This window comes from Pseudalkalibacillus sp. NRS-1564 (genome assembly GCF_050467905.1).
Classification (GTDB): domain Bacteria; phylum Bacillota; class Bacilli; order Bacillales; family Guptibacillaceae; genus Guptibacillus; species Guptibacillus hwajinpoensis_B.
In genome coordinates, this window is the sequence record NZ_JBITPM010000002.1 from 26,044 (window position 1) to 44,394 (window position 18,351).

General features: G+C 39.6%; 22 protein-coding genes. 11 read left to right on the forward strand and 11 right to left on the reverse strand.

The annotated features are described in order from the left end of the window. Positions 1-15: 15 nt before the first annotated feature. The 3 genes from ACIFPW_RS00470 (at position 16) to ACIFPW_RS00480 (ending at position 3,346) form a co-directional block, all read left to right on the forward strand. A complete protein-coding gene (locus tag ACIFPW_RS00470) occupies positions 16-1,032 on the forward strand; it encodes a LacI family DNA-binding transcriptional regulator (RefSeq protein ID WP_430241189.1) in 1,017 nt (338 codons plus the stop codon). Between the two features lie 36 nt (positions 1,033-1,068). After that, positions 1,069-2,415, forward strand: coding sequence for a GH1 family beta-glucosidase (locus ACIFPW_RS00475; protein WP_430241191.1), 1,347 nt, complete (start codon positions 1,069-1,071; stop codon positions 2,413-2,415). Positions 2,416-2,551: 136 nt separating this feature from the next. After that, entirely contained in the window at positions 2,552-3,346 is a 795-nt protein-coding gene (locus tag ACIFPW_RS00480) for a hypothetical protein (RefSeq protein ID WP_430241193.1), read from the forward strand. A gap of 71 nt (positions 3,347-3,417) precedes the next feature. On the opposite strand, the gene ACIFPW_RS00485 is transcribed toward ACIFPW_RS00480, so the two are convergent. From ACIFPW_RS00485 to ACIFPW_RS00500, 4 genes are all read right to left on the reverse strand, one after another. Continuing rightward, on the reverse strand, positions 3,418-5,364 hold the full coding sequence (locus tag ACIFPW_RS00485; RefSeq protein ID WP_430241195.1) for an FtsX-like permease family protein: 1,947 nt from the start codon (positions 5,362-5,364) through the stop codon (positions 3,418-3,420). After that, the gene (locus ACIFPW_RS00490) at positions 5,354-6,118 is read right to left on the reverse strand and encodes an ABC transporter ATP-binding protein (protein WP_430241197.1); all 765 of its coding nucleotides are present in this window, start codon (positions 6,116-6,118) and stop codon (positions 5,354-5,356) included. The genes ACIFPW_RS00485 and ACIFPW_RS00490 overlap by 11 nt, the downstream gene beginning before the upstream one ends. Positions 6,119-6,219: 101 nt before the next feature. Beyond that, positions 6,220-7,224 (reverse strand): sensor histidine kinase, encoded by a 1,005-nt coding sequence (locus ACIFPW_RS00495; protein ID WP_430241199.1) that lies wholly within the window; start codon positions 7,222-7,224, stop codon positions 6,220-6,222. After that, positions 7,221-7,904 (reverse strand): response regulator, encoded by a 684-nt coding sequence (locus tag ACIFPW_RS00500; protein ID WP_430241200.1) that lies wholly within the window; start codon positions 7,902-7,904, stop codon positions 7,221-7,223. Before ACIFPW_RS00500 ends, ACIFPW_RS00495 begins: the two co-directional genes overlap by 4 nt. Positions 7,905-8,079: 175 nt before the next feature. On the opposite strand from ACIFPW_RS00500, the gene ACIFPW_RS00505 reads away from it, so the two are divergent. Together ACIFPW_RS00505 and ACIFPW_RS00510 are read left to right on the forward strand one after the other, a co-directional pair. Then, a complete protein-coding gene (locus tag ACIFPW_RS00505) occupies positions 8,080-8,856 on the forward strand; it encodes a DUF2628 domain-containing protein (protein WP_430241202.1) in 777 nt (258 codons plus the stop codon). A 125-nt stretch (positions 8,857-8,981) separates the two neighbouring features. Then, positions 8,982-9,254: a hypothetical protein gene (locus tag ACIFPW_RS00510; RefSeq protein WP_430241204.1), complete on the forward strand. Its 273-nt coding sequence runs from the start codon at positions 8,982-8,984 to the stop codon at positions 9,252-9,254. Between the two features lie 82 nt (positions 9,255-9,336). On the opposite strand, the gene ACIFPW_RS00515 is transcribed toward ACIFPW_RS00510, so the two are convergent. The 7 genes from ACIFPW_RS00515 to ACIFPW_RS00545 all read right to left on the reverse strand — a co-directional run bounded on the left by ACIFPW_RS00515 (position 9,337) and on the right by ACIFPW_RS00545 (position 14,622). Next, on the reverse strand, positions 9,337-9,954 hold the full coding sequence (locus ACIFPW_RS00515; protein ID WP_430241205.1) for a sterol desaturase family protein: 618 nt from the start codon (positions 9,952-9,954) through the stop codon (positions 9,337-9,339). Between the two features lies 1 nt (position 9,955). After that, a complete protein-coding gene (locus ACIFPW_RS00520) occupies positions 9,956-10,642 on the reverse strand; it encodes a GntR family transcriptional regulator (RefSeq protein WP_430241207.1) in 687 nt (228 codons plus the stop codon). 192 nt (positions 10,643-10,834) lie between these two features. After that, the gene (locus tag ACIFPW_RS00525; protein ID WP_430241209.1) at positions 10,835-11,644 is read right to left on the reverse strand and encodes a hypothetical protein; all 810 of its coding nucleotides are present in this window, start codon (positions 11,642-11,644) and stop codon (positions 10,835-10,837) included. A gap of 427 nt (positions 11,645-12,071) precedes the next feature. After that, on the reverse strand, positions 12,072-12,416 hold the full coding sequence (locus tag ACIFPW_RS00530) for a hypothetical protein (RefSeq protein WP_283152571.1): 345 nt from the start codon (positions 12,414-12,416) through the stop codon (positions 12,072-12,074). Positions 12,417-12,442: 26 nt separating this feature from the next. Continuing rightward, positions 12,443-13,963, reverse strand: coding sequence for a T7SS effector LXG polymorphic toxin (locus ACIFPW_RS00535; RefSeq protein ID WP_430241211.1), 1,521 nt, complete (start codon positions 13,961-13,963; stop codon positions 12,443-12,445). A 15-nt stretch (positions 13,964-13,978) separates the two neighbouring features. After that, positions 13,979-14,257 (reverse strand): DUF5344 family protein, encoded by a 279-nt coding sequence (locus ACIFPW_RS00540; protein WP_283152569.1) that lies wholly within the window; start codon positions 14,255-14,257, stop codon positions 13,979-13,981. Continuing rightward, on the reverse strand, positions 14,254-14,622 hold the full coding sequence (locus ACIFPW_RS00545; RefSeq protein ID WP_283152568.1) for a YwqH-like family protein: 369 nt from the start codon (positions 14,620-14,622) through the stop codon (positions 14,254-14,256). The genes ACIFPW_RS00540 and ACIFPW_RS00545 overlap by 4 nt, the downstream gene beginning before the upstream one ends. Before the next feature lie 420 nt (positions 14,623-15,042). Here ACIFPW_RS00545 and ACIFPW_RS00550 point away from each other — a divergent pair, with 420 nt between their 5' ends. From ACIFPW_RS00550 to ACIFPW_RS00575, 6 genes are all read left to right on the forward strand, one after another. Further along, positions 15,043-15,309 (forward strand): hypothetical protein, encoded by a 267-nt coding sequence (locus tag ACIFPW_RS00550; protein ID WP_194220877.1) that lies wholly within the window; start codon positions 15,043-15,045, stop codon positions 15,307-15,309. A gap of 415 nt (positions 15,310-15,724) precedes the next feature. Further along, complete coding sequence (locus tag ACIFPW_RS00555; RefSeq protein WP_430241213.1) at positions 15,725-16,258, forward strand: competence protein ComK; 534 nt, start codon at positions 15,725-15,727, stop codon at positions 16,256-16,258. A gap of 48 nt (positions 16,259-16,306) precedes the next feature. Then, entirely contained in the window at positions 16,307-16,588 is a 282-nt protein-coding gene (locus ACIFPW_RS00560) for a hypothetical protein (protein ID WP_430241215.1), read from the forward strand. A gap of 99 nt (positions 16,589-16,687) precedes the next feature. Beyond that, positions 16,688-16,885, forward strand: coding sequence for a hypothetical protein (locus ACIFPW_RS00565; RefSeq protein ID WP_430241217.1), 198 nt, complete (start codon positions 16,688-16,690; stop codon positions 16,883-16,885). Positions 16,886-17,141: 256 nt separating this feature from the next. Beyond that, a complete protein-coding gene (locus ACIFPW_RS00570; RefSeq protein ID WP_430241219.1) occupies positions 17,142-17,972 on the forward strand; it encodes a DUF2785 domain-containing protein in 831 nt (276 codons plus the stop codon). A gap of 174 nt (positions 17,973-18,146) precedes the next feature. Beyond that, the gene (locus ACIFPW_RS00575; RefSeq protein WP_430241221.1) at positions 18,147-18,335 is read left to right on the forward strand and encodes a hypothetical protein; all 189 of its coding nucleotides are present in this window, start codon (positions 18,147-18,149) and stop codon (positions 18,333-18,335) included. Positions 18,336-18,351 lie beyond the last annotated feature (16 nt).

Genomic DNA, 18,351 nt, shown 5'->3' on the forward strand with positions numbered 1-18,351 from the left:
TCAGAAGGGATAGCGATGAGCCTAACGATTAAAGATATTGCACAAATGGCAGGAGTATCAAGAGCGACCGTTTCGAAAATTATTAACAATTACGGTGGCATTAGTGAAGGAACGAAGAAAAAGGTTCTTAAAGTAATCGAAGAAACAGGCTTTCAGCCAAGCTTTTCAGCTAAGGCGCTAGCGACAAAAAAATCGAATCTCATTGGCCTAATCTATGCTGGCCGAGTGAACGTTGATTTTACACATCCTTTCTTTATGGAAGTTGTAACCGCATTTAAGAAAACAGTCGGTTTACTAGGATATGACATCTTAATGTTCTCGAATGAACAATTTTATCAGGACAATGGAAGCTACCTTGCAAGGTGCAGGCATTTTCATGTGGATGGCTGTTTGATCATCACAGGTGAGGAAATTGAAGATGCCATTTATGAACTAGTGGAAAGCGACATCCCGTGTATGGGCATCGATCTAGAACTCAATGGCCCAAGCTCAAGTTATGTGATGACAGACAACATTAACTTGTCTACGAAAGTGATTCAGCATCTGTATCTTAATTCGGTAAAAGATATTGCTTTCATCGGTGGGGGATCAGATTCTGCGATTTCTAACTTGCGAGAAAAAGGATTCCTACAATCGATGAATCAATTTGGTCTAGAAGTGAGAAAAGAGTGGATTCAGTACGGTGATTTTCATGAAGAGAGCGGTTATGCAGCAATGAATCGCATTCTCCAAGGAGAGGCTAGACCTGAGGCGGTATTTGCGGCTTCCGACATGATGGCCTTTGGTGCGCTAAGAGCAATTAAAGAAGCTGGACTCTCGGTTCCTGAGGATATCCGACTAGTTGGATGTGATGATATCGATGCCTGCCGCTACAGTGCTCCGCAGCTCACGACTGTAAGGCAGAATAAAGAGCTGCTCGGTAAGCTTGCTGCTCATATGCTTCATGATTTAACAAATGGTAAAACAGAATTGAAACCCGTTTTTATTGATTCAGAATTGATCGTGAGAGAATCTTGTGGAAGTAAAGTATAACGAAACAGTTACTGACGTGATAATGGAGGGAAGACAATGGCAATTATACAATTTCCAAATGATATGAAGTGGGGCGCGGCAACCGCAGCCTATCAAATCGAAGGGGCCGTAGATGAAGGTGGACGTGGCCAATCGATTTGGGACACCTTTTCGCATACGCCTGGAAATGTGAAGAACGGAGATAACGGAGATGTCGCTTGTGATAGCTATCACCGTTATGAAGAAGATATTGCATTGATGAAGGAGCTAGGCATTGAAATGTATCGCTTCTCCGTCTCCTGGCCGCGTATTTTTCCGAATGGCACAGGGAAGGTCAATGAAGAAGGTCTTCAGTATTACCATCGTTTTGTTGACGCCCTACTCGATCATGGCATTGAACCTATGTGTACACTTTATCACTGGGATTTGCCGCAGGTCCTTCAGGACAAGGGTGGATGGGCAAGCAGAGAAACGACGGATGCGTTTGCTGATTATGCCGAGCTTATGTTTAACGAATTTAATGGGAAAATAAAGCACTGGATTACGATCAATGAACCATGGTGCGTGTCTTTCCTATCAAACTTCATCGGCGTTCACGCACCAGGCAATCAGGATCTCCAGCTTGCGACTACTATTTCACATCATCTTCTATTAGCGCACGGAAAAGCGGTTACGAGATTCAGAGAGTTAGAAATGGAAGGTAACATCGGGTATGCCCCAAACCTCGAATGGAATGAGCCTTTTAGTAATAAGCAGGAGGACATTGACGCCTGCAATCGTGGGATGGGCTGGTTTATCGAATGGTTCTTTGATCCAGTCTTTAAAGGACGGTACCCGGAATTTATGCTGAATTGGTTTGAGAAAAAAGGCGTTTCCCTTACGCTTGAAGATGGCGACCTTGACGTTATTAGTCAGCCTATCGACTTTGTTGGAATCAATTACTACACAGGCAGCGTCGGAAGGTATAAAGAAAACGAGGATTTATTTGATTTAGAGAAAATCGATATCGGCTATGCTAAAACGGATATTGGCTGGAACGTATACGGAGAAGGCTTCTATAAGGTCCTCAGCAAATTAAAGGATCAGTATGGCGATGTTCCAATTTATATTACCGAAAACGGTGCCTGCTATAACGACGGCGTTGAAGATGGTCAGGTTAAAGATGAGCGTCGGATACAGTATTTAAAGCAGCATCTTACTTCGTTAAGTCGAAGTATAGAAGCAGGCGTGAACATTAAAGGCTACTTAACATGGTCTTTGCTTGATAACTTCGAGTGGGCAGAAGGCTATGATAAACGCTTCGGACTCGTCCACGTTAATTTCCGTACGCTAGAACGAACGAAGAAGGATAGCTATTATTGGTACAAGCAGACGATTGATAATGGTTGGTTTGATATGGAGTAGGATAGTTCCCCTCACCGTGTGGCGGTGGGGGGATTTTGGTTTACCGTAGAGTCTCATACTCTATATTAGTCGAATGATGGAAAAAAAGAGGAGGACCCTTAAGAGAAATCGAAATAGCAAGACGGAGGGATTGTATATGAACTATGCCGTATCGGTAACAGATACAACAAAAACAAATGAGATTGAAAAGAGCGGACTACAGCTATTAGCATTTCTTGATACATATGAGAGTGCGCTGCAAGAAATTACGACCGTTGAGGAGCCGGCAAGAGGGATTGTTTTCCACGATTTAGAATCAGCCACAAAGCTGTATTCGACGATTCCATTGCCCGCCTACACTTCGAGAGACTTGATCCACTTAACCCTATTACGAGACACGTGGAAGGATATTTATCTATCCACGGTAAAAGATGTGAAAGAGGCAGCGGATTATTATGAAAACCTTGAAATGGTCGATGTAGCAGAGCTTGTTGCCCATGAATTCACGCACCACGCTGACTTCTTCCATTCAGAATTCGATGATTGGGAAGAAGAGAATGCGAATGATATGTGGTTCGAAGAAGGGATTTGCTTCTACTTACCTCGAAAACTCTTAATGTCAGAAGAGCGATTTGAAAAAGTGATGAAGGTGGAGCGATTGTTAATTGACGCTCATAAAGAAAAGTATGGGGAATACACGCTAGACGCATTTGGAGAAGCGGGATATCGAGGTGGAGACGACTTTTCTTATTCGGCTGCGTTTTATGATTATTGGAGAAGTACGAATACAGTTGCTGAGCTAATTGATAGCTACTGCGAAGGCAATGTACGTGAGCTTATTCGCTTGTATCGCAAGTGGGTAGAAGGCGGAGAAAAAGGCCGCCTTCAGGATTACTTTATTAATAGGTTTGGACTTTCGGATGAAGTGGCAAAAGGGCTTTGGTTGAGGTGAGATAGAGTTGTAGTTTGGTTCGACATATTATGACGTAAAGCGGGTGGTGCCTGGCACCACCCGCTTTTCTCTTATAGTGCTTCACGTATAACTTTTTTATAGTAAGCGACTGATAACCCGCCGAAGATTGAATAAAGCAACGTATAGATTCCCGTAACGATCAGCATTGGCGTATACAATTCGGTTCCAAAGAAGAACCAGCCGGAACGAACGGCAAAGTAGCCGTGAAGAAGTCCAACAACAAGGGGGATGCCGAAGTTAACAAGCTGCTTGCCGCGGATGCCACGTGAGAGATCCGCTTGTGTGAAACCGAGTTTTCTAAGAACAGTATAATTCGGACGTTCTTCTTCTCCTTCATTCATTTGTTTAAAGTAGAGGATACATCCTGACGTGATCAGGAAGGTAAGTCCTAGAAATCCGACGATAAACATGATAAGACCCATGTTTTCCTTTTGCTCTTGAAAGGATTGATATTGAGAGCTTTTACCCTGGTCATGATCGAAGGAAAGTGACTGAAATAGCTCAGTTGCTTCTGGTAACGTTGACTGATTTACAAGGTTATATCCAAAATAGGTTAAAGGCTCATCTTGTATTTCTTCATCCATATCTTTTTGAAGAGAAGCAAAGGTCGTTTCATCCACTACAACCGTAGGTAGTCCACCATCAGAATAAGAATACGGGAGGATGTAGTCACTTTTCAATCCAAGATAATCTTGAGCTATTACCTTCTCTTTTCCTTCAATTTGAATGACGCCAGCGTTATCAAAACGAATGACGGATTCAAGAATTTTGCTAAATCCGGTAAAAACCGCTTCATTAGAAGACACATCTATTTCTTCAAGTGTTTGATCACTAATGACAGGTAACACCATTTCGGATGCATCAAAAGCCGTCCCAGACTGTTGTTTAGTAAGGATTTCTTCTGTCAAAACGGTCGCTTGAAGAACTTCCATTTCTTTGGTCGTGAAATCATAGCCTCTAGCCTTCAATTCCTTTTCAAACATAGCCGCATTTTGTTCCTCAGCAAGGGAGAAATGGTCCGGAATGTTTTGTTTCGATGTTTTTTCTGCAGAGTAATATGAAATATAGCTAAGTGAAGAAAGAGCGATCGCGAGTGCTGATACAGTCGTAATAATTGTAAGTAGAAGCGAGTTGGATTTCATTCGAAACATAATTGATGATAGAGAAAGTACATCATTAATGTTCAGATAGCCTTCTTTACGCTTCCGAATTAGGTTGGCGACGAATCGAATGGATCCTTTGTAGAAAAGATAAGTTCCCAAAATAACAGAGCCAAGTATAAAGGCCATCGCAAAGAGAAGTTCATTCATGTCTGAAAAGTCCCCATCAAACAGCCTGCTCGATACGTAATAACCTGCAATAATCAGAATGAGTCCAAGCACACCCAAGATGATTTCTCGAATGGAAATGTTCTTTATCCGTTCTTCAGATTTAGAGGTCACGTGGAACAGAGAGAGAATACTTTGTGCTTTAATAAAGATCCAGTTCGTTAGCAAAATGATACCGAAAATGGCGAAGAAAACAATCACTGTTTGCAGCAGGGCAGCAGAGGAAAAGTTCAGACTTGCCACCCCATCAATGCCAGTAGCTTTGAAGAGGATCATTTGGATCAGCTTGGAAAATGCAAATCCGACAAAAATACCTAAACTCATAGAGCCAATATAAATAAGTAAATTTTCTACGGTTAAGATTCGGAAGATGCGTCCTTTTGTCATACCAATTAATTGAAAAAGTCCAATTTCTTTTCCACGTCGCTTAATAAAAATGCTGTTTGCGTACACTAGAAAAACGGTTACGATTACGACAAGCATGATTGAAGCCGCTCGGATGGCGGCTGTCATTTTAGCTGAAGTTTCCATGTTTTCAACACCCGGGTCATATTGAAGAGTGACGAAAGAAAAGTAGAGTCCGACACTAAAGATCAGGGCAAAGACGTACAAATAATAGTTTTTCATGTTCTTCTTTAAGTTCTTCAGAATTATATGATTAATGTTCATACTGCACACCACCGAGCACGCCTTGAGTCTTCATGATGTCTTTTAGAAACGATTGACGTGATTCTGTTCCTTTATTGAGCTGCGTATAAATCCGCCCGTCGCGTATAAAGATAACGCGACTGCTGTAGCTAGCTGCAATGGGATCATGGGTTACCATTGCAATCGTAGCTTCGCGCGTTTCGTTTAAGTCGCTTAGCTTATTCAGAAGATCGGAAGCTGACTTTGAATCGAGTGCTCCAGTAGGCTCATCGGCGAAGATAATGCTTGGGTTATGAACGAAGGCTCGAGCGGCAGAAGTACGCTGCTTTTGTCCTCCTGATAGTTCATTTGGGTATTTATCCTGGAGATCATGAATGCCAAGCTCACCTGCAAGAGCCTCAAAAGCTGCAGTAGCCTCTTGTTTAGAAACTTTCGCAATCGATAGGGGAAGCAGGACGTTCTCTTTCACGGTTAACGTATCGAGTAGATTGTATTCTTGAAAAATAAAGCCAAGATGTCGTTTTCGAAATTCAGCGAGCTGCTTTTCTTTTTGCTTTGTCATTTCTTTTCCTTCAATTTTAATCGATCCGCCACTCACACGATCGATGGATGAAAGCACGTTTAGTAGTGTTGTTTTTCCAGACCCAGATGCCCCCATAATGCTTATAAATTCCCCGCGTTCGATCGAAACGTCGATACCCATTAATACTTCTTGCTTCAAAAACTTATTTCCATAGCTTTTTTGAATTTTACTTGCTTCAAGTACGGTAGTCATCCAATTCCTCCAATGTTTAAGTGATAGTTTCATTATAAAAAGGAGGCGCAACTCTTTCCCTCGATTCACCGAACAATAAGAGGAGGCATGTGACATTGTTGTCACATGCCTCGAATTTGTTCAAAGTAATTAAGTTCCGGAAAGGTAAGAGTGAAAGCTGTACCGCTCCCGGGCTCTGAATCGACCTCGATGGTAATCTTCAGATAGTCTGCAGCTTTTTTTACGAGATAAAGGCCTATTCCAGATGCTGCTGAATCATGATGATTGGAAGTCGACGTAAATCCTTTCTCAAAAATGCGAGGAAGATCACGATTCATAATCCCGCGTCCCTTGTCCTCAATGGTAAGGAAAGGTTTTTTTCCATTCCTGCCGCTTGTGATACGGATGTCACTGTTTTCGCTGTACTTAACAGCGTTTGTCAGTAGTTGACGAAGCATAAAGGAGAGCCACTTGGTGTCGCTAAGTATTTCACTGACAGGCAAGTCAAGATCAAAGCCAATTCGTCGCTGTTTGCACCATGTACGTAGTGGAGAAATTTCGTTGACCAGAATCTTTTGGAGGTCAACCCATTCGATATACAGATCATTTTCAATCGCTGGCATCCGCTTCTGGTGAAGCTGCTGATCAAGAAGAAAGTGGATGCGAAGCCATTCATATGTAAGCTGCTCATTTAGCTCTCGATCTTGGACGCGTTCAATCAGCAAATGAAGAGCTGTAAGCGGCGTTTTCACTTCATGAATCCAGGCGACAAGATCATCTTTCTCTACTTCGAGCTGGTGTTTCATATGATTGCTTTCGTTTCTAAGCTGCTCGATTTGATCTGTCGTGACATGCTCTACCACTTTTTCAAAAGGGGTGGTGGCCTGTGGAATACTTGTTAGATCATGGTTGTTATCCCGGTCTTCCAGCTCTTTGTAGAATTTCGTTTCCTTCACGAAACGTAATAGTAGAAAAAGAAAGAAGAGGAGAAGGGTTAAAAAGACAGCATATAGAACGGACGTGAACGGGATCGTCGGATCAATTAAGGTAATGAAAAGAAAAGCCCCTTCTATGAAAAGAAAGAAAGCAATCCAGCTACGGCGTTCCTTTAAAAATCTCCACATCATGATGTTTCCAAGGCCAAATAGCCCTGTCCTACTTTTGTTTGAATAGCGTCAGCAAGATCGATCTCCGCTAATTTTTTCCTTAGTCGGTTTACATTTACCGTGAGCGTATTGTCACTAACGAAACGCTGGTCGTCCCAAAGACGATTAATCAGTTCATCTCGGGTAACAATCTTGTTTTTACGTTCAATTAGCATAAGGAGAATGATCATTTCATTTTTTGTTAGCTCGATTGCCCTTTCGTCAAACGTCACCCGATTGCGCTCCGAATCAATGGTGGTACCGTTCCAGGTTTTAAGTGTATTCGTCTCAGTATTGTAATTGTATACGCGCCTGAGTATAGCCTGAATTTTTGCAACTAGAACATCAAAGTGGAAAGGCTTCTGGATAAAATCATCTGCCCCAAGGTTCATTGACATGACCATATCAGTTGGATGATCGCGAGAAGAGAGGAAGATGATCGGAACGTTTGAATGATCACGAATCATTCTGCACCAGTGAAAGCCGTCAAACTTTGGGAGTTGTATATCAATAATTGTTAGGTCAGGTTTCACTGTAGAAAATGTTTGCATCACCTCACTAAAATCGCTAATGCCATAGACCTCATATGACCATTGCTCGAGGCGCTCTTTGATTTCGTGGAATAGGGATGTATCATCTTCAATTAATAGAATCTTAAACATTGAATCACCACACTTTGCTTCGTCATCTATGTCGATTATAGCAAATAAATGGTAAATAAAAATAATAGAAATGAAAATGATCGATTCGACAAAAAAGAACAAAAACCGGGTGGTGACAGGCACTCACGACTAGCGTATCCTTAAAAAGGATGAAAATAGGAATTGGGGGAGTACGATGAGTTGGTTCAATCGAAATAAGAATGACATTAAGTGGACAGAGCTTGATGAAGAAACACGTGAAGAGATGCTGGCATTTACGGGTAAAAGGGATAAAGTTTATAAAAAGAAGTGGGAAAAGTTATCGACTAAGAAGTCACCTATTTCGTGGAACTGGGCAGCATTTTTCTTAAGCTTGTTTTGGTTTACATACCGTAAAATGAACGTATTTGCATACTTGTTCCTCGGTATTATCGTCATAGTGGACGTTTTATCGATTGTGTTTTTTAAGAAAGCACTACCAGGTTCAACGATAGCGCCTGCTTATATTGTATTGGCTCTATTTGGAAATAAGCTCTATTTTGATTTTGCGTTAAGCAAAGTAAAGAAGCTGAAAGACCTTTATCCTGATCGTGATGAGCGTCTTGCCGTGATTAAAAAGCGTGGAGGCGTGAGCTGGTTATATGCGCTTCTATTTGTGATCGTCATGATGATCTACGGTTTTGGAAGTGCGGCTCTAGAAGAGGAAGTTTACTATTCCTACATGGAACCTAAATTCACAGAAGCTGCTGAATTACAGGATTCAGGTGAATTAGATGAAGCGATGGGCATTTACAATGATATCGAAAATGACAACATACCTGTGTCATCCATTCACTTTAACAAAGCGCTTATATATGAAGAGCAAGGAGAATTTGAAAAAGCGTTAAGTGAGATGAATACATACATTGGATTAGAACCTGAGGATGAAGAAGCAATGGAAATTAAAGAAGAGATTGAGGCGAAAATGGAATAGAGGGAAGAGAGAGGGGTCAGGTGCGTACCTGACCCCCTTCGCGTACATTTGTCTTTTTCATTTACATATTTCTCCTCTTTTAATCAATAATAAGAAAAAACCGGATGATTAAAGGAGTGGGTAATATGGAGGAAGTAAACCAGCAAGTGTTACGAGAAGCCCATCAGGCATGCGGAGATATTGAAACCATTCGTCAGCAGTTGATAGATGCGAGGCAAAGGGGAGATTTGAATTTAGCTCAACAGGTTGAGCAAGAGTTAATTCGTGCCGAGCAAGTCGCCAGAGAGTGCCAAAGGAAGCTTCAACAAACTACAGCAGGAAGTCTTGAGGGCGAGCAAATTCTTCAGCAAATCACTCATGACTTAACGACGTGTGGTCAAACATTGCGCCAACAATAAGAAATTGAATCCATAAAAAGCGGCTGACATATGCCGGCCGCTTTAAAATTTTAAAAGATGTGAAGTGCTAATGCAAAAAAGTCTACCGACGCTGCTCTAAATCTTTCGCCGTCTGACTCGTCTGTACATCCTTTTCATTTTTTAATGTGCCAAACAGTACATCAACGAACGGAGTAGAAACACCGTACCAATAATTTTCGTTTTTATAATGATGCAAAATGTGCGTTTTCTTGATCCACTGCCCAAACCTTGTTTTGGGCTTAAACGGTCGATGGGCAATGTAATGTTTCCATTCGTAGACGAAGAACATAGCGAGCAATCCTGTGCTAAAGGAAAGTGTGAAAAGTAGAGATCCAGAAAGGACATAGAAGATCAAACAAAGGAGCAGCAAATTCGGAAAGCTATACCAGATCGGTAGGAATAATAATTTGAGATCATTCGGCATTTTGTGATGGTCGTAGTGCAACCGTTTAATAAGCTTAAGAAGTAATGGATTGTTAGGTGTTTTAATGTGAAACAAAAAGCGGTGTGTGAGGTATTCACTAAACATGTAGGTGACAATCCCAATGATGATAAACACAGGGACAAGGTGAGAGAGGGTCATTGTCAGTAAGGAGCCAAGAACGATGAGAAACAGGATAAACATGATCAAGATATCAAGGTGGAAGAAAAAATCACGATACAATCCTTTTGCTTTCAAGTTATATGCCCCCGTTCATTTTCGTTTTCCAGAGTTCCAGGCTCGTAGACATCATCTCTTTCGTCAGAAACTCTGCGTGATCAAGATCTCCTTTTAACGTAGCTTCGAGAAACTGCTCATAATAGTGCTTTGATGCTTGACGATGAGAAGGTTCTAGAAAGTATTTCTCAGCCATTTTGCCATAGATGTCTTGAAAACTATTAAGAATTAGAAGAAACATGGGATTATTGGAGAGCTCAGCAATGTTTTTCTGTAGATTCCAATCAAAATTAGCGTATGATTTCGGATCGTCTGTTAGTTCTTCAAGTGGAATGAAAAGCGAAATGATTTGGAGTCTGTGATGAAGAAGAGCATCCCGGACATAAGCAGGTGTTAACGTAATACGTAGCTCGAGCATGTAAACGATAAACTCATCAGGTATATCTTCGTGGTGCTGGAGGATGTTCACGATCGTCATTAAATTGCCATGCTTCCAGTAATCATTTACAATCGCTGGCGCACCTTTACGAATCGTAATCCACCCGTCTCGCTCCAGGCGCTGCAGAGCTTCACGAACGGTAGGGCGGCCGACTTGATAATGAGTAGCAAGTTCTCGTTCAGAAGGGAGCGGATCGTTAGTCGCCCATTCTTGTTCTAAAATAGAGTGTATGAGCTGTTTAGTGATTTTTTCGGACGATCGTTCTTTCATTGAGTGTGATCACCTCGATTCTGGTAAGACCAGAGTTTTTTTGGTAATACCATTATAATATAAGGGAAAGGGAAAATGCGGGTTTTTGTTTGAAAATTCTGTTTTGTAATTAATGATAGAATACAAAAAAACTCTACAAATGAAATTTTTGTAGAGTTTATCAAAAGAGGTATTCGATAGAAAGGGAAGTTGTCAACTATTTTCCATTTGATAAGAGGCATACGCCCCTATATCCTTGAGAGTGTTTTCCCACTGTTCTTGATCAACCAAATAAATATAAACGGGTTTCTTAGGGTCTTCTGTATATTCACTAATCCAAACGCCTTTTGATGAAGGGAGGAAGAAAATGATATTTTCTAGATAAATTTCTTCTTCAGGTGTCACGATGTTAAAGTTGGAGATGTTGAATAGAGTCCAGTCGAATTGTTTAAGGTCCTCTGTGAAACAGTTAAAACTAGTTTCTTCTGATGGTGTGAATTTAGATTTCTTTCTTACTTTATCTATTTTGTTAGGATTACTTAACAGATCAAATGATCGATCGCTAAGAGAAAATGGCTCTACTTTTTCATAGTTTTCGTATGTAATGCCGTAAAATGCTTTCATATGATCTGAAATCTCTTCGGAAGAGATCAAAGAAAACTCATGAATGATATCACGATCAATAATATGGGAGAGCCATTCGTCTCCTTCATAATGGTGGAGCATTAAAACAGCTTTTTGTGGAGCGTTTGAACAACGAATCATCCGTTTAGAAGTGACGTACTTCGTAAGAAAATCAGTTGTTTCTTTTGTAAGAGGATTTTCTCCTTTTGACTCTCGTTCTTCATCCCACATTTGCTTTAGAATTAGTTGTTTACTTGTTGCTTCTAAAATAGCAATCCATTCTTTCTCGGACTTTTCACCGATAGCCGACTCCGCTATTCCTTTAGCAACACTTTGATGGCCAATCGCACTAACCATAAGGGCTAGCTCTTCTGTTGTGCAGGTTAGTAGGTGGTTCATTTATATACCTCCAATTTTCATAAAAAAATGGCTTTTAAAGATCGGTAGATAACTTGATACACAATGATAGATAGTATGATTTGAATTATCAAAGCTGACAATAGGTAGATTTTTCTTAGGAACCAATTATATTTTGCGAATTTTGAATACCAATAATAACCAGAACCGATCGTTATTTTCATAGATAAATTCATTGCTTTATGAATTATATTACTAGGGTTTTGGACAAGGGTAGATAAGTAAAAATTCACCATAGTTCTTTCGAGTAATAGAATAGTGACCCCATACATAACTTGTATCCCTAATATATAGAATAATAAAATTCTGATAATTTCTATAAACTCATTCATTGTAAATCCCATTTTTTGCTCCATTTTTATTAATCAAATGATCAAGCTGTAACATATTAAACTGAATCTGCTTAGTGTTATAAGAATACTGCTTTCATCGATCTATATATAATTTGATAAATAACAATAGATAAAACCCCTTGAACAAAGAGTGCAATTGCAAAGAAGGTTTTTCTTAAAAACCAATTGTAATGTGCTACTTTTTTGTAAATAAAATAAGCAGAACCTGTTACTGACATGGATATAATATTTAATGTTTTCTCTAGAAAATTACTTGATTTTCTGTCTATATCAAAAACATATGTATTAATCATTATTCTTTCAAGTAAAAGAACACCCAGTCCAAACATAAATTGTATCCCTAATAGGTACAAGATTAATATTCTCGCTATTTCAATAAATTCTCTGATGGTAAATCCCAAAACGTTCACCTTCTTAAATATGTTTATTAATTAAACCAACTTGTAACAGATTTTCCAACTTTGTTTATCATACCATCAACACTTTCTCCTATCTCTTCTCCTAAATCTTTTATTTTATCACCATATTTCGAACTAACAATACCACCTACTAATCCGCCAATTGCACCTCCAACCACAATACCAACTGGTCCTCCAACGCTTCCAATAGTTGCACCGACCTTAGTGCCAACACCAATAGCAACAAAATTAGTGCCAAATCCGAAAAATGCTCTTCCAGCCTTTTCTGCAACACTCTTATTTGCATTTTCAGGAGCAGAAAATTCACCTAAATTAGATACTACAGAAATTCCTAAACCTACAATTGAAATCCCTTTAGCAGCTCCACTAAAGCCTTTTGCACTTGCAGTGTTTGCTAAAATATCTTTAGTCCCGGTTTTCATTCGATCTACGGTTCCTTTTAATAAATCTGACCCACTTAATTTATTAAAATTCTTAGGAAAGCCTGCAACATGCTTATAAAGGTGTGCTGGACTATCATATGAAGATACAAATTTATGCATCGGTTTCATGAATGGATTTGTAGGAGAAGAGGCTCTTGAAAAATCTAAGATTTTTTTTGCAAGAGGTGAACTATGGCCTCCTCTACTTGTCCAAGAGGGATCTGTTTTTACACTGAATTCATAGTTTCCTTTTATTCTATTCCAAATAGTTGGTTTGCTACCGAAATAATGAATATCTAATTTTCTTGATACTAAAAGTGTTGTTGCAGATGCTAAAGTTTGATAACCGACTAACAAGTTATCTCCAAAGCTCATTTGCTTATTGATGTAATCAAATGGAGACGTAAACATATTACCATAGCTTGCTAACTTTTGATTTGTTAGTTGGGATTGGAGACTATTGTAGCTTGATAAGTTATCTGACTGTTTGTCAGAATAACTATTGATGTTTATACTCCTGCCATTAAACATCTCCCGAACGTCTTCAATAAATGCTTTAATAGTATGCAAATCTTTCTCAACATTGTCTAATGCTTTCGTTTGAGCTTGATCGAATTTCATTAAATCTTCAACGGTTTGATCAGATTCTTTTAATGCTTTTAGGTATGTACTATGGAAACGATCATCATCTAACTTTGGAGCATAAATAATATCGCTTACGCCGCCAATAATTGCGTTTGTTTCAGTAACTAGTTGTGATGTATTGTTATTCGCTTTGTTCAATCCGTTGGTTAAATCATTTTCGATGAAGTCTTGTCTTATGAAACCTTTTTCGGAAGACTCAAGAGTCAGTTCAGCATCTTTTATTTGCGTAAGGGCATTTGAGTAACTCTCTAGAGCATAGGAAAAGGCTTCAAGAAGTAAAAAGTGGAAGTCTTGATAAAAAGAACGGACTGATTCACCACCCTTACCACCAAACGCATCATCTAAGTTAGCGAACTCTTTTATATTATCCATTAGACTTTGAAGTTGATCATTTTGAGTTGATAGTGCTTTTTCTAAATGATTGATATCAGATTGAAAAGACTCAGCATCTAAGACTTTCATAAACTCATATGCCTCCTATCGCAATTTAATGGACGAAGATAGTTGTTGATCAGTATTTTCCATATCTGATAGAGCTTTGCGGACAGATTCATTATTTGCCACAAGAACTTCTTTGTAAGAGTTACCTATTTCAGTTAGGAGCTGGTTCAGTTGATTCATTCGATCAACAACGTCTAATCTATTTTCTGTTGCAAGGTTATGTGGTACTTCTGTTTTAAGGGAATGCAGTGTTTTTTCAATTCTTGAAATGGATTGTTCTACTTCACCATATTTGATTCGTATCTCTTTACTCATTGAACGGATGTCCTTTCTTTTTCTTCGTTTTTAAGCCGTAGTTTTTCGTGGGAAATACTTGATTCTACCATTCCTATTTCTATACGCAGTCTCGTTATTTTGTCTTCTAATGTTGATTGGACTGAATTAAGTTGAGAAATCGATATATCGTTATAAGCTTCTTTCATGTCTTCACGGTTATTTTTAAAAGAATCTGCTAATGTACCGTGCCAGGTGGAAGGGGTCAATTCAGGATCGTCAACCATGTGTCGATTATGTATAAATTCATCCTGTATACTATCAAGATTTCTAGTACATGTTTCCAATCGGGCTAATTGTTCCCTTTTTTCAGTTAGGTCTGATTGTAATTGAAATAAATAGGACATTTGCGCTATCCCCTTTGTATGGTTGATAAGAAAAATCATACTCAAGCAGTAGTATATGGTACCAAATGGAAGGGTTCTGGTAAATAGGTTGTTCTACCTGTTCGTGAGACTGACGTACGGGGTACTTGTACCTATACCCGTTTTCTGATTCTTAGTAACCATATTTTTGTAAAAATGGTAATAGTGTTAATCGGTGGTTTTTATAGCTTCATAGAGTTTACGTAGCCTTCACTAACAGGTTTAATTATGAAAAGGAGTTAGATGTTAAATGGTTAGGGTGTTCGTTTATCGGGAAAGTACGGAGTAGACTCTGTTAAAGAATGTTCATACTTTTGCCATAACAAAAACGAGATTGGCGCTGTTATAATTAGGATAGAAGTCATGAATCAGTTCACCTAGAAAAGGAAAGAAGGAAAAATCATGAGCACAGAATCTGAATCTAAACTATTGTTTTCATTGAGCATTGTGCAGTTTATCCTATCTGCGTTAATACTTTTACTTCCGATTATGTATCTGATTACTCCTGAAGAGGAGAATTTACTATTATACGGCATTATGGGATTTGGCGTAATTAATTTACTTGCTGGTATTTCGAAACGTATCAAAGGGGAGCACCGTTCTGGTATGTTTTACTCCATCGCGGGAGTTGTCCTGTTTGCGATTGGTGTAAGCATGTTGATGTTTTAATAGATTCTTATAGTAGACAGACCTATTCTCATGTGAGAGTAGGTCTGTTTTTGTATGGAGTAAGGAGTACGTTTGGCTGTATCTTTTCATTAAGCGCAGGTGATTCGACAGGAAGTTACATAAAGCGGGTGGTGACAGGCACTCGTGGGTCTTATCTACTAAAAAAAGTATTTGAATATTTCGGAATATTATCTATAATCAAGGTGAAGGGTGGAAATATTTACAAGGGTATACAAGGGCGATTTGAAGGCATGTATTTCTTGCTTTTGAGGAGGTGATGAGAAAAGTGAATGGATACATAAAAGCCCCAGAATGTTTTGTCTTGGTGGACACATTCTGGGGCAGTTGTTGGCGTGCAAACCAACATTGATTTTAGTATACCCTGTATTCAAGCAGAGGGGAACCGTAATGGTGAATGCGAATGAATCTTATACCCGATTTAAAGGGACGGAAGGGAAAAGTAGGCATGGTCAATAACGAGGTAGAAATCTTAAATGACTATGAAATTAGTAAAACGACCAGGGCGATTGTAGTGGCGAAAGAGGTTGGGTTTAGTTCGAGAATTTATGATCGATGCGGTATATTTTTATCAACAACATCTCCAGTAGATTTAATTAGGCAGGCTTGTCTTGAAGCTGGGGTTACGTATGAAGGGCGAAGAAAGGCGGTTATCTATCATTTGAAGTACGAACAGCAGACGCCCATCATCGTTTCTAATTGGAATGCGATTTCGGTTTTTCCAACAGAGTCACCTGAAAGCATCGATTGCTGCTGGGTATTTTACCAGCATGTTAGAGATGTGTATGCGATCACGAAGAGTACTACAATGATTTTGTTTCAGGATGGTTTTGAGCTCCTGGTTCCTGTCTCAAAGGGCAGACTACAAAAGCAAATGGAGCGAATGGGGCGCTGGATTAGTCATTATTCGAATAATCCTGTTTATTGTTGAGAGCGTTGGAGGGGTCAGGCACGCGCCTGACCCCTTCCAGAGAAAAAGGTGGCAGTGGATGGTTTTGATCAGGATGGTTTGCTTGATGTGTTTCCTGGGGGAGGTTGTGATCCTTTATGGATCGCAGTGATGAGAGTTAATCAGGAACGCCTTGATGAAGATATAAAGAAAATGGTGAGAACGATGCGTTGGAAGTATTTCTTCAAAGGTATTCCTGAGGAAGAGTATGAAAAAGTGGAGGATTATGTTCACTTTGATTCGAAAGAGGCTGTCCTTCAATCAAGGAATCTATCAGAAGTGAGAGCTTTTCTGCAGAAAAAAATGAGATAGAAGCACGCGCCAACTCCATTACGAATTACTTGAAGGATTGAAACAAGTAAAACGAGAAGTAGTTAGTGTGATAGACCATGGTGTTGGAGGTGGAGGTAAATGGAAGATACAGTGTTCTGGATTATGATCGGCGGTGGTTTACTGTCCCTCATTGCCTGGGGATGGTATTATGGGTCACTCGGAAAACGAATTGCGAAAGAAGAAGAAAAGGCAGGACGAGATCTCACGTATGAAATCAATCCGTTTACGGGGAGTTCGCACGGTGTTGATTCGAAAAAGAAGCAGGATTGTAAATAAGGTGATACTCTGCTAAGTGCTTGGAGATTTTGGTTTGGTGATCAGTTTGTTCTTGATCCTCACTTATATTGAATTCCTGAAAAAGAAGGCGGGATTAAGTAGGAAATACAGATGGACAAGAGCGATGGGATCGATGATGTTATTTACTTGTCTCACTATCTATTTGTATTTGAAATAAAAGGAAGGAGTGAAAAAGCTGCGTTGTAGCGCAGCTTTTTTCTGTCGATTATTTTCATGTGGAAAGGGTGAACGAATAGTGGATTTGAAGCTAGCATTGGAAAAATTGAATTTGAACGATAGGCAAGGAGATCTTGATCACCTTATTAATAATATGCTTCAGCAAATCGGTAGTACAGATCCTGTTTTAAGAGATGAACTCATTTATACGACGTTTGGCAAACTGGTTATGATGGATTTCTTAAATGAAGAACAATTGACTCATCTATTGAACGTTTGTCTTGATCAAGATCACCTTTTTTATGAAATGGGAGAGCGAGGGACAGACTCGGTTTTCACACGTTCTTTCTCGGTTTTGGTGGTTGCACTTGTACTCGAAAAAGATCGCTCAAATCGTTTCCTGAAGAAAGAACAAATCGAAGCTTCGATAGAAGGAATTATACGTTATTTACAAGAAGAGCAGGATACGCGCGGGTTTGTAGCATCAAAGGGATGGGCGCATAGTATCGCTCACGGAGCTGATGCTCTTGCGGAAGTAATCAAACACCCGCTTTTTGATAGGGAGAAATCGGTTGAATGTCTTAATGTAATTCAAGAGTGTCTTTTCAAAGAAGGTACATATGTGGACGATGAGGACGAACGGCTTTTGTTTGCGATCGAGGCGCTTTTGGAGAAGGGAATGAAGGAGGAGGAGCTGAGTAATTGGGTGACGTCACTTAGTGACAATCTTGAAGCCCATTTTGAAGTGGAAAGGTATAGTGTGCAATTCTTTCATAAGAAGAAGAACGTACTAAGTTTCGTGAAAAGCTGTTATTTTAGGCTGTTGATCAGGGATACGTGTTCTAATGCGAGACGTGTAATTGAAGACGTCGTGGAGAAATGGACGAGGAAGATTTATTTAGGGGATTGAGTGAGGTGCATAAGCAGCGGTGTTACAACGATCTAAGCGTTATGGAATAAACCCTTAGAAAGGAGTAGTTTCAGTGCCAAAATCATTACCAGGAAAGCTAGCTTTGTTTGTACTGGGAGTAGTTGTTGTTCAGATCATAGTTTTTGTATGAATTAACACTTGGGGGGTAAAAGAATGATGGGAATCGGATTAACGATAGTACTGTTTATTGTCAGTCTGTTTATTCTATATGTCGTAATCGAAGCGGCTGTTAGAAAGGGGATTAATAGTTCTGTTATTGGTAAGTATCTCGAGGAAAAGCATGGTTTGAAAGAAGAGCAAAAACCGTCTTTTTTAGATCATGATCTGGATAGTGATGAGTGAGAGTTCGTTCAGAAAG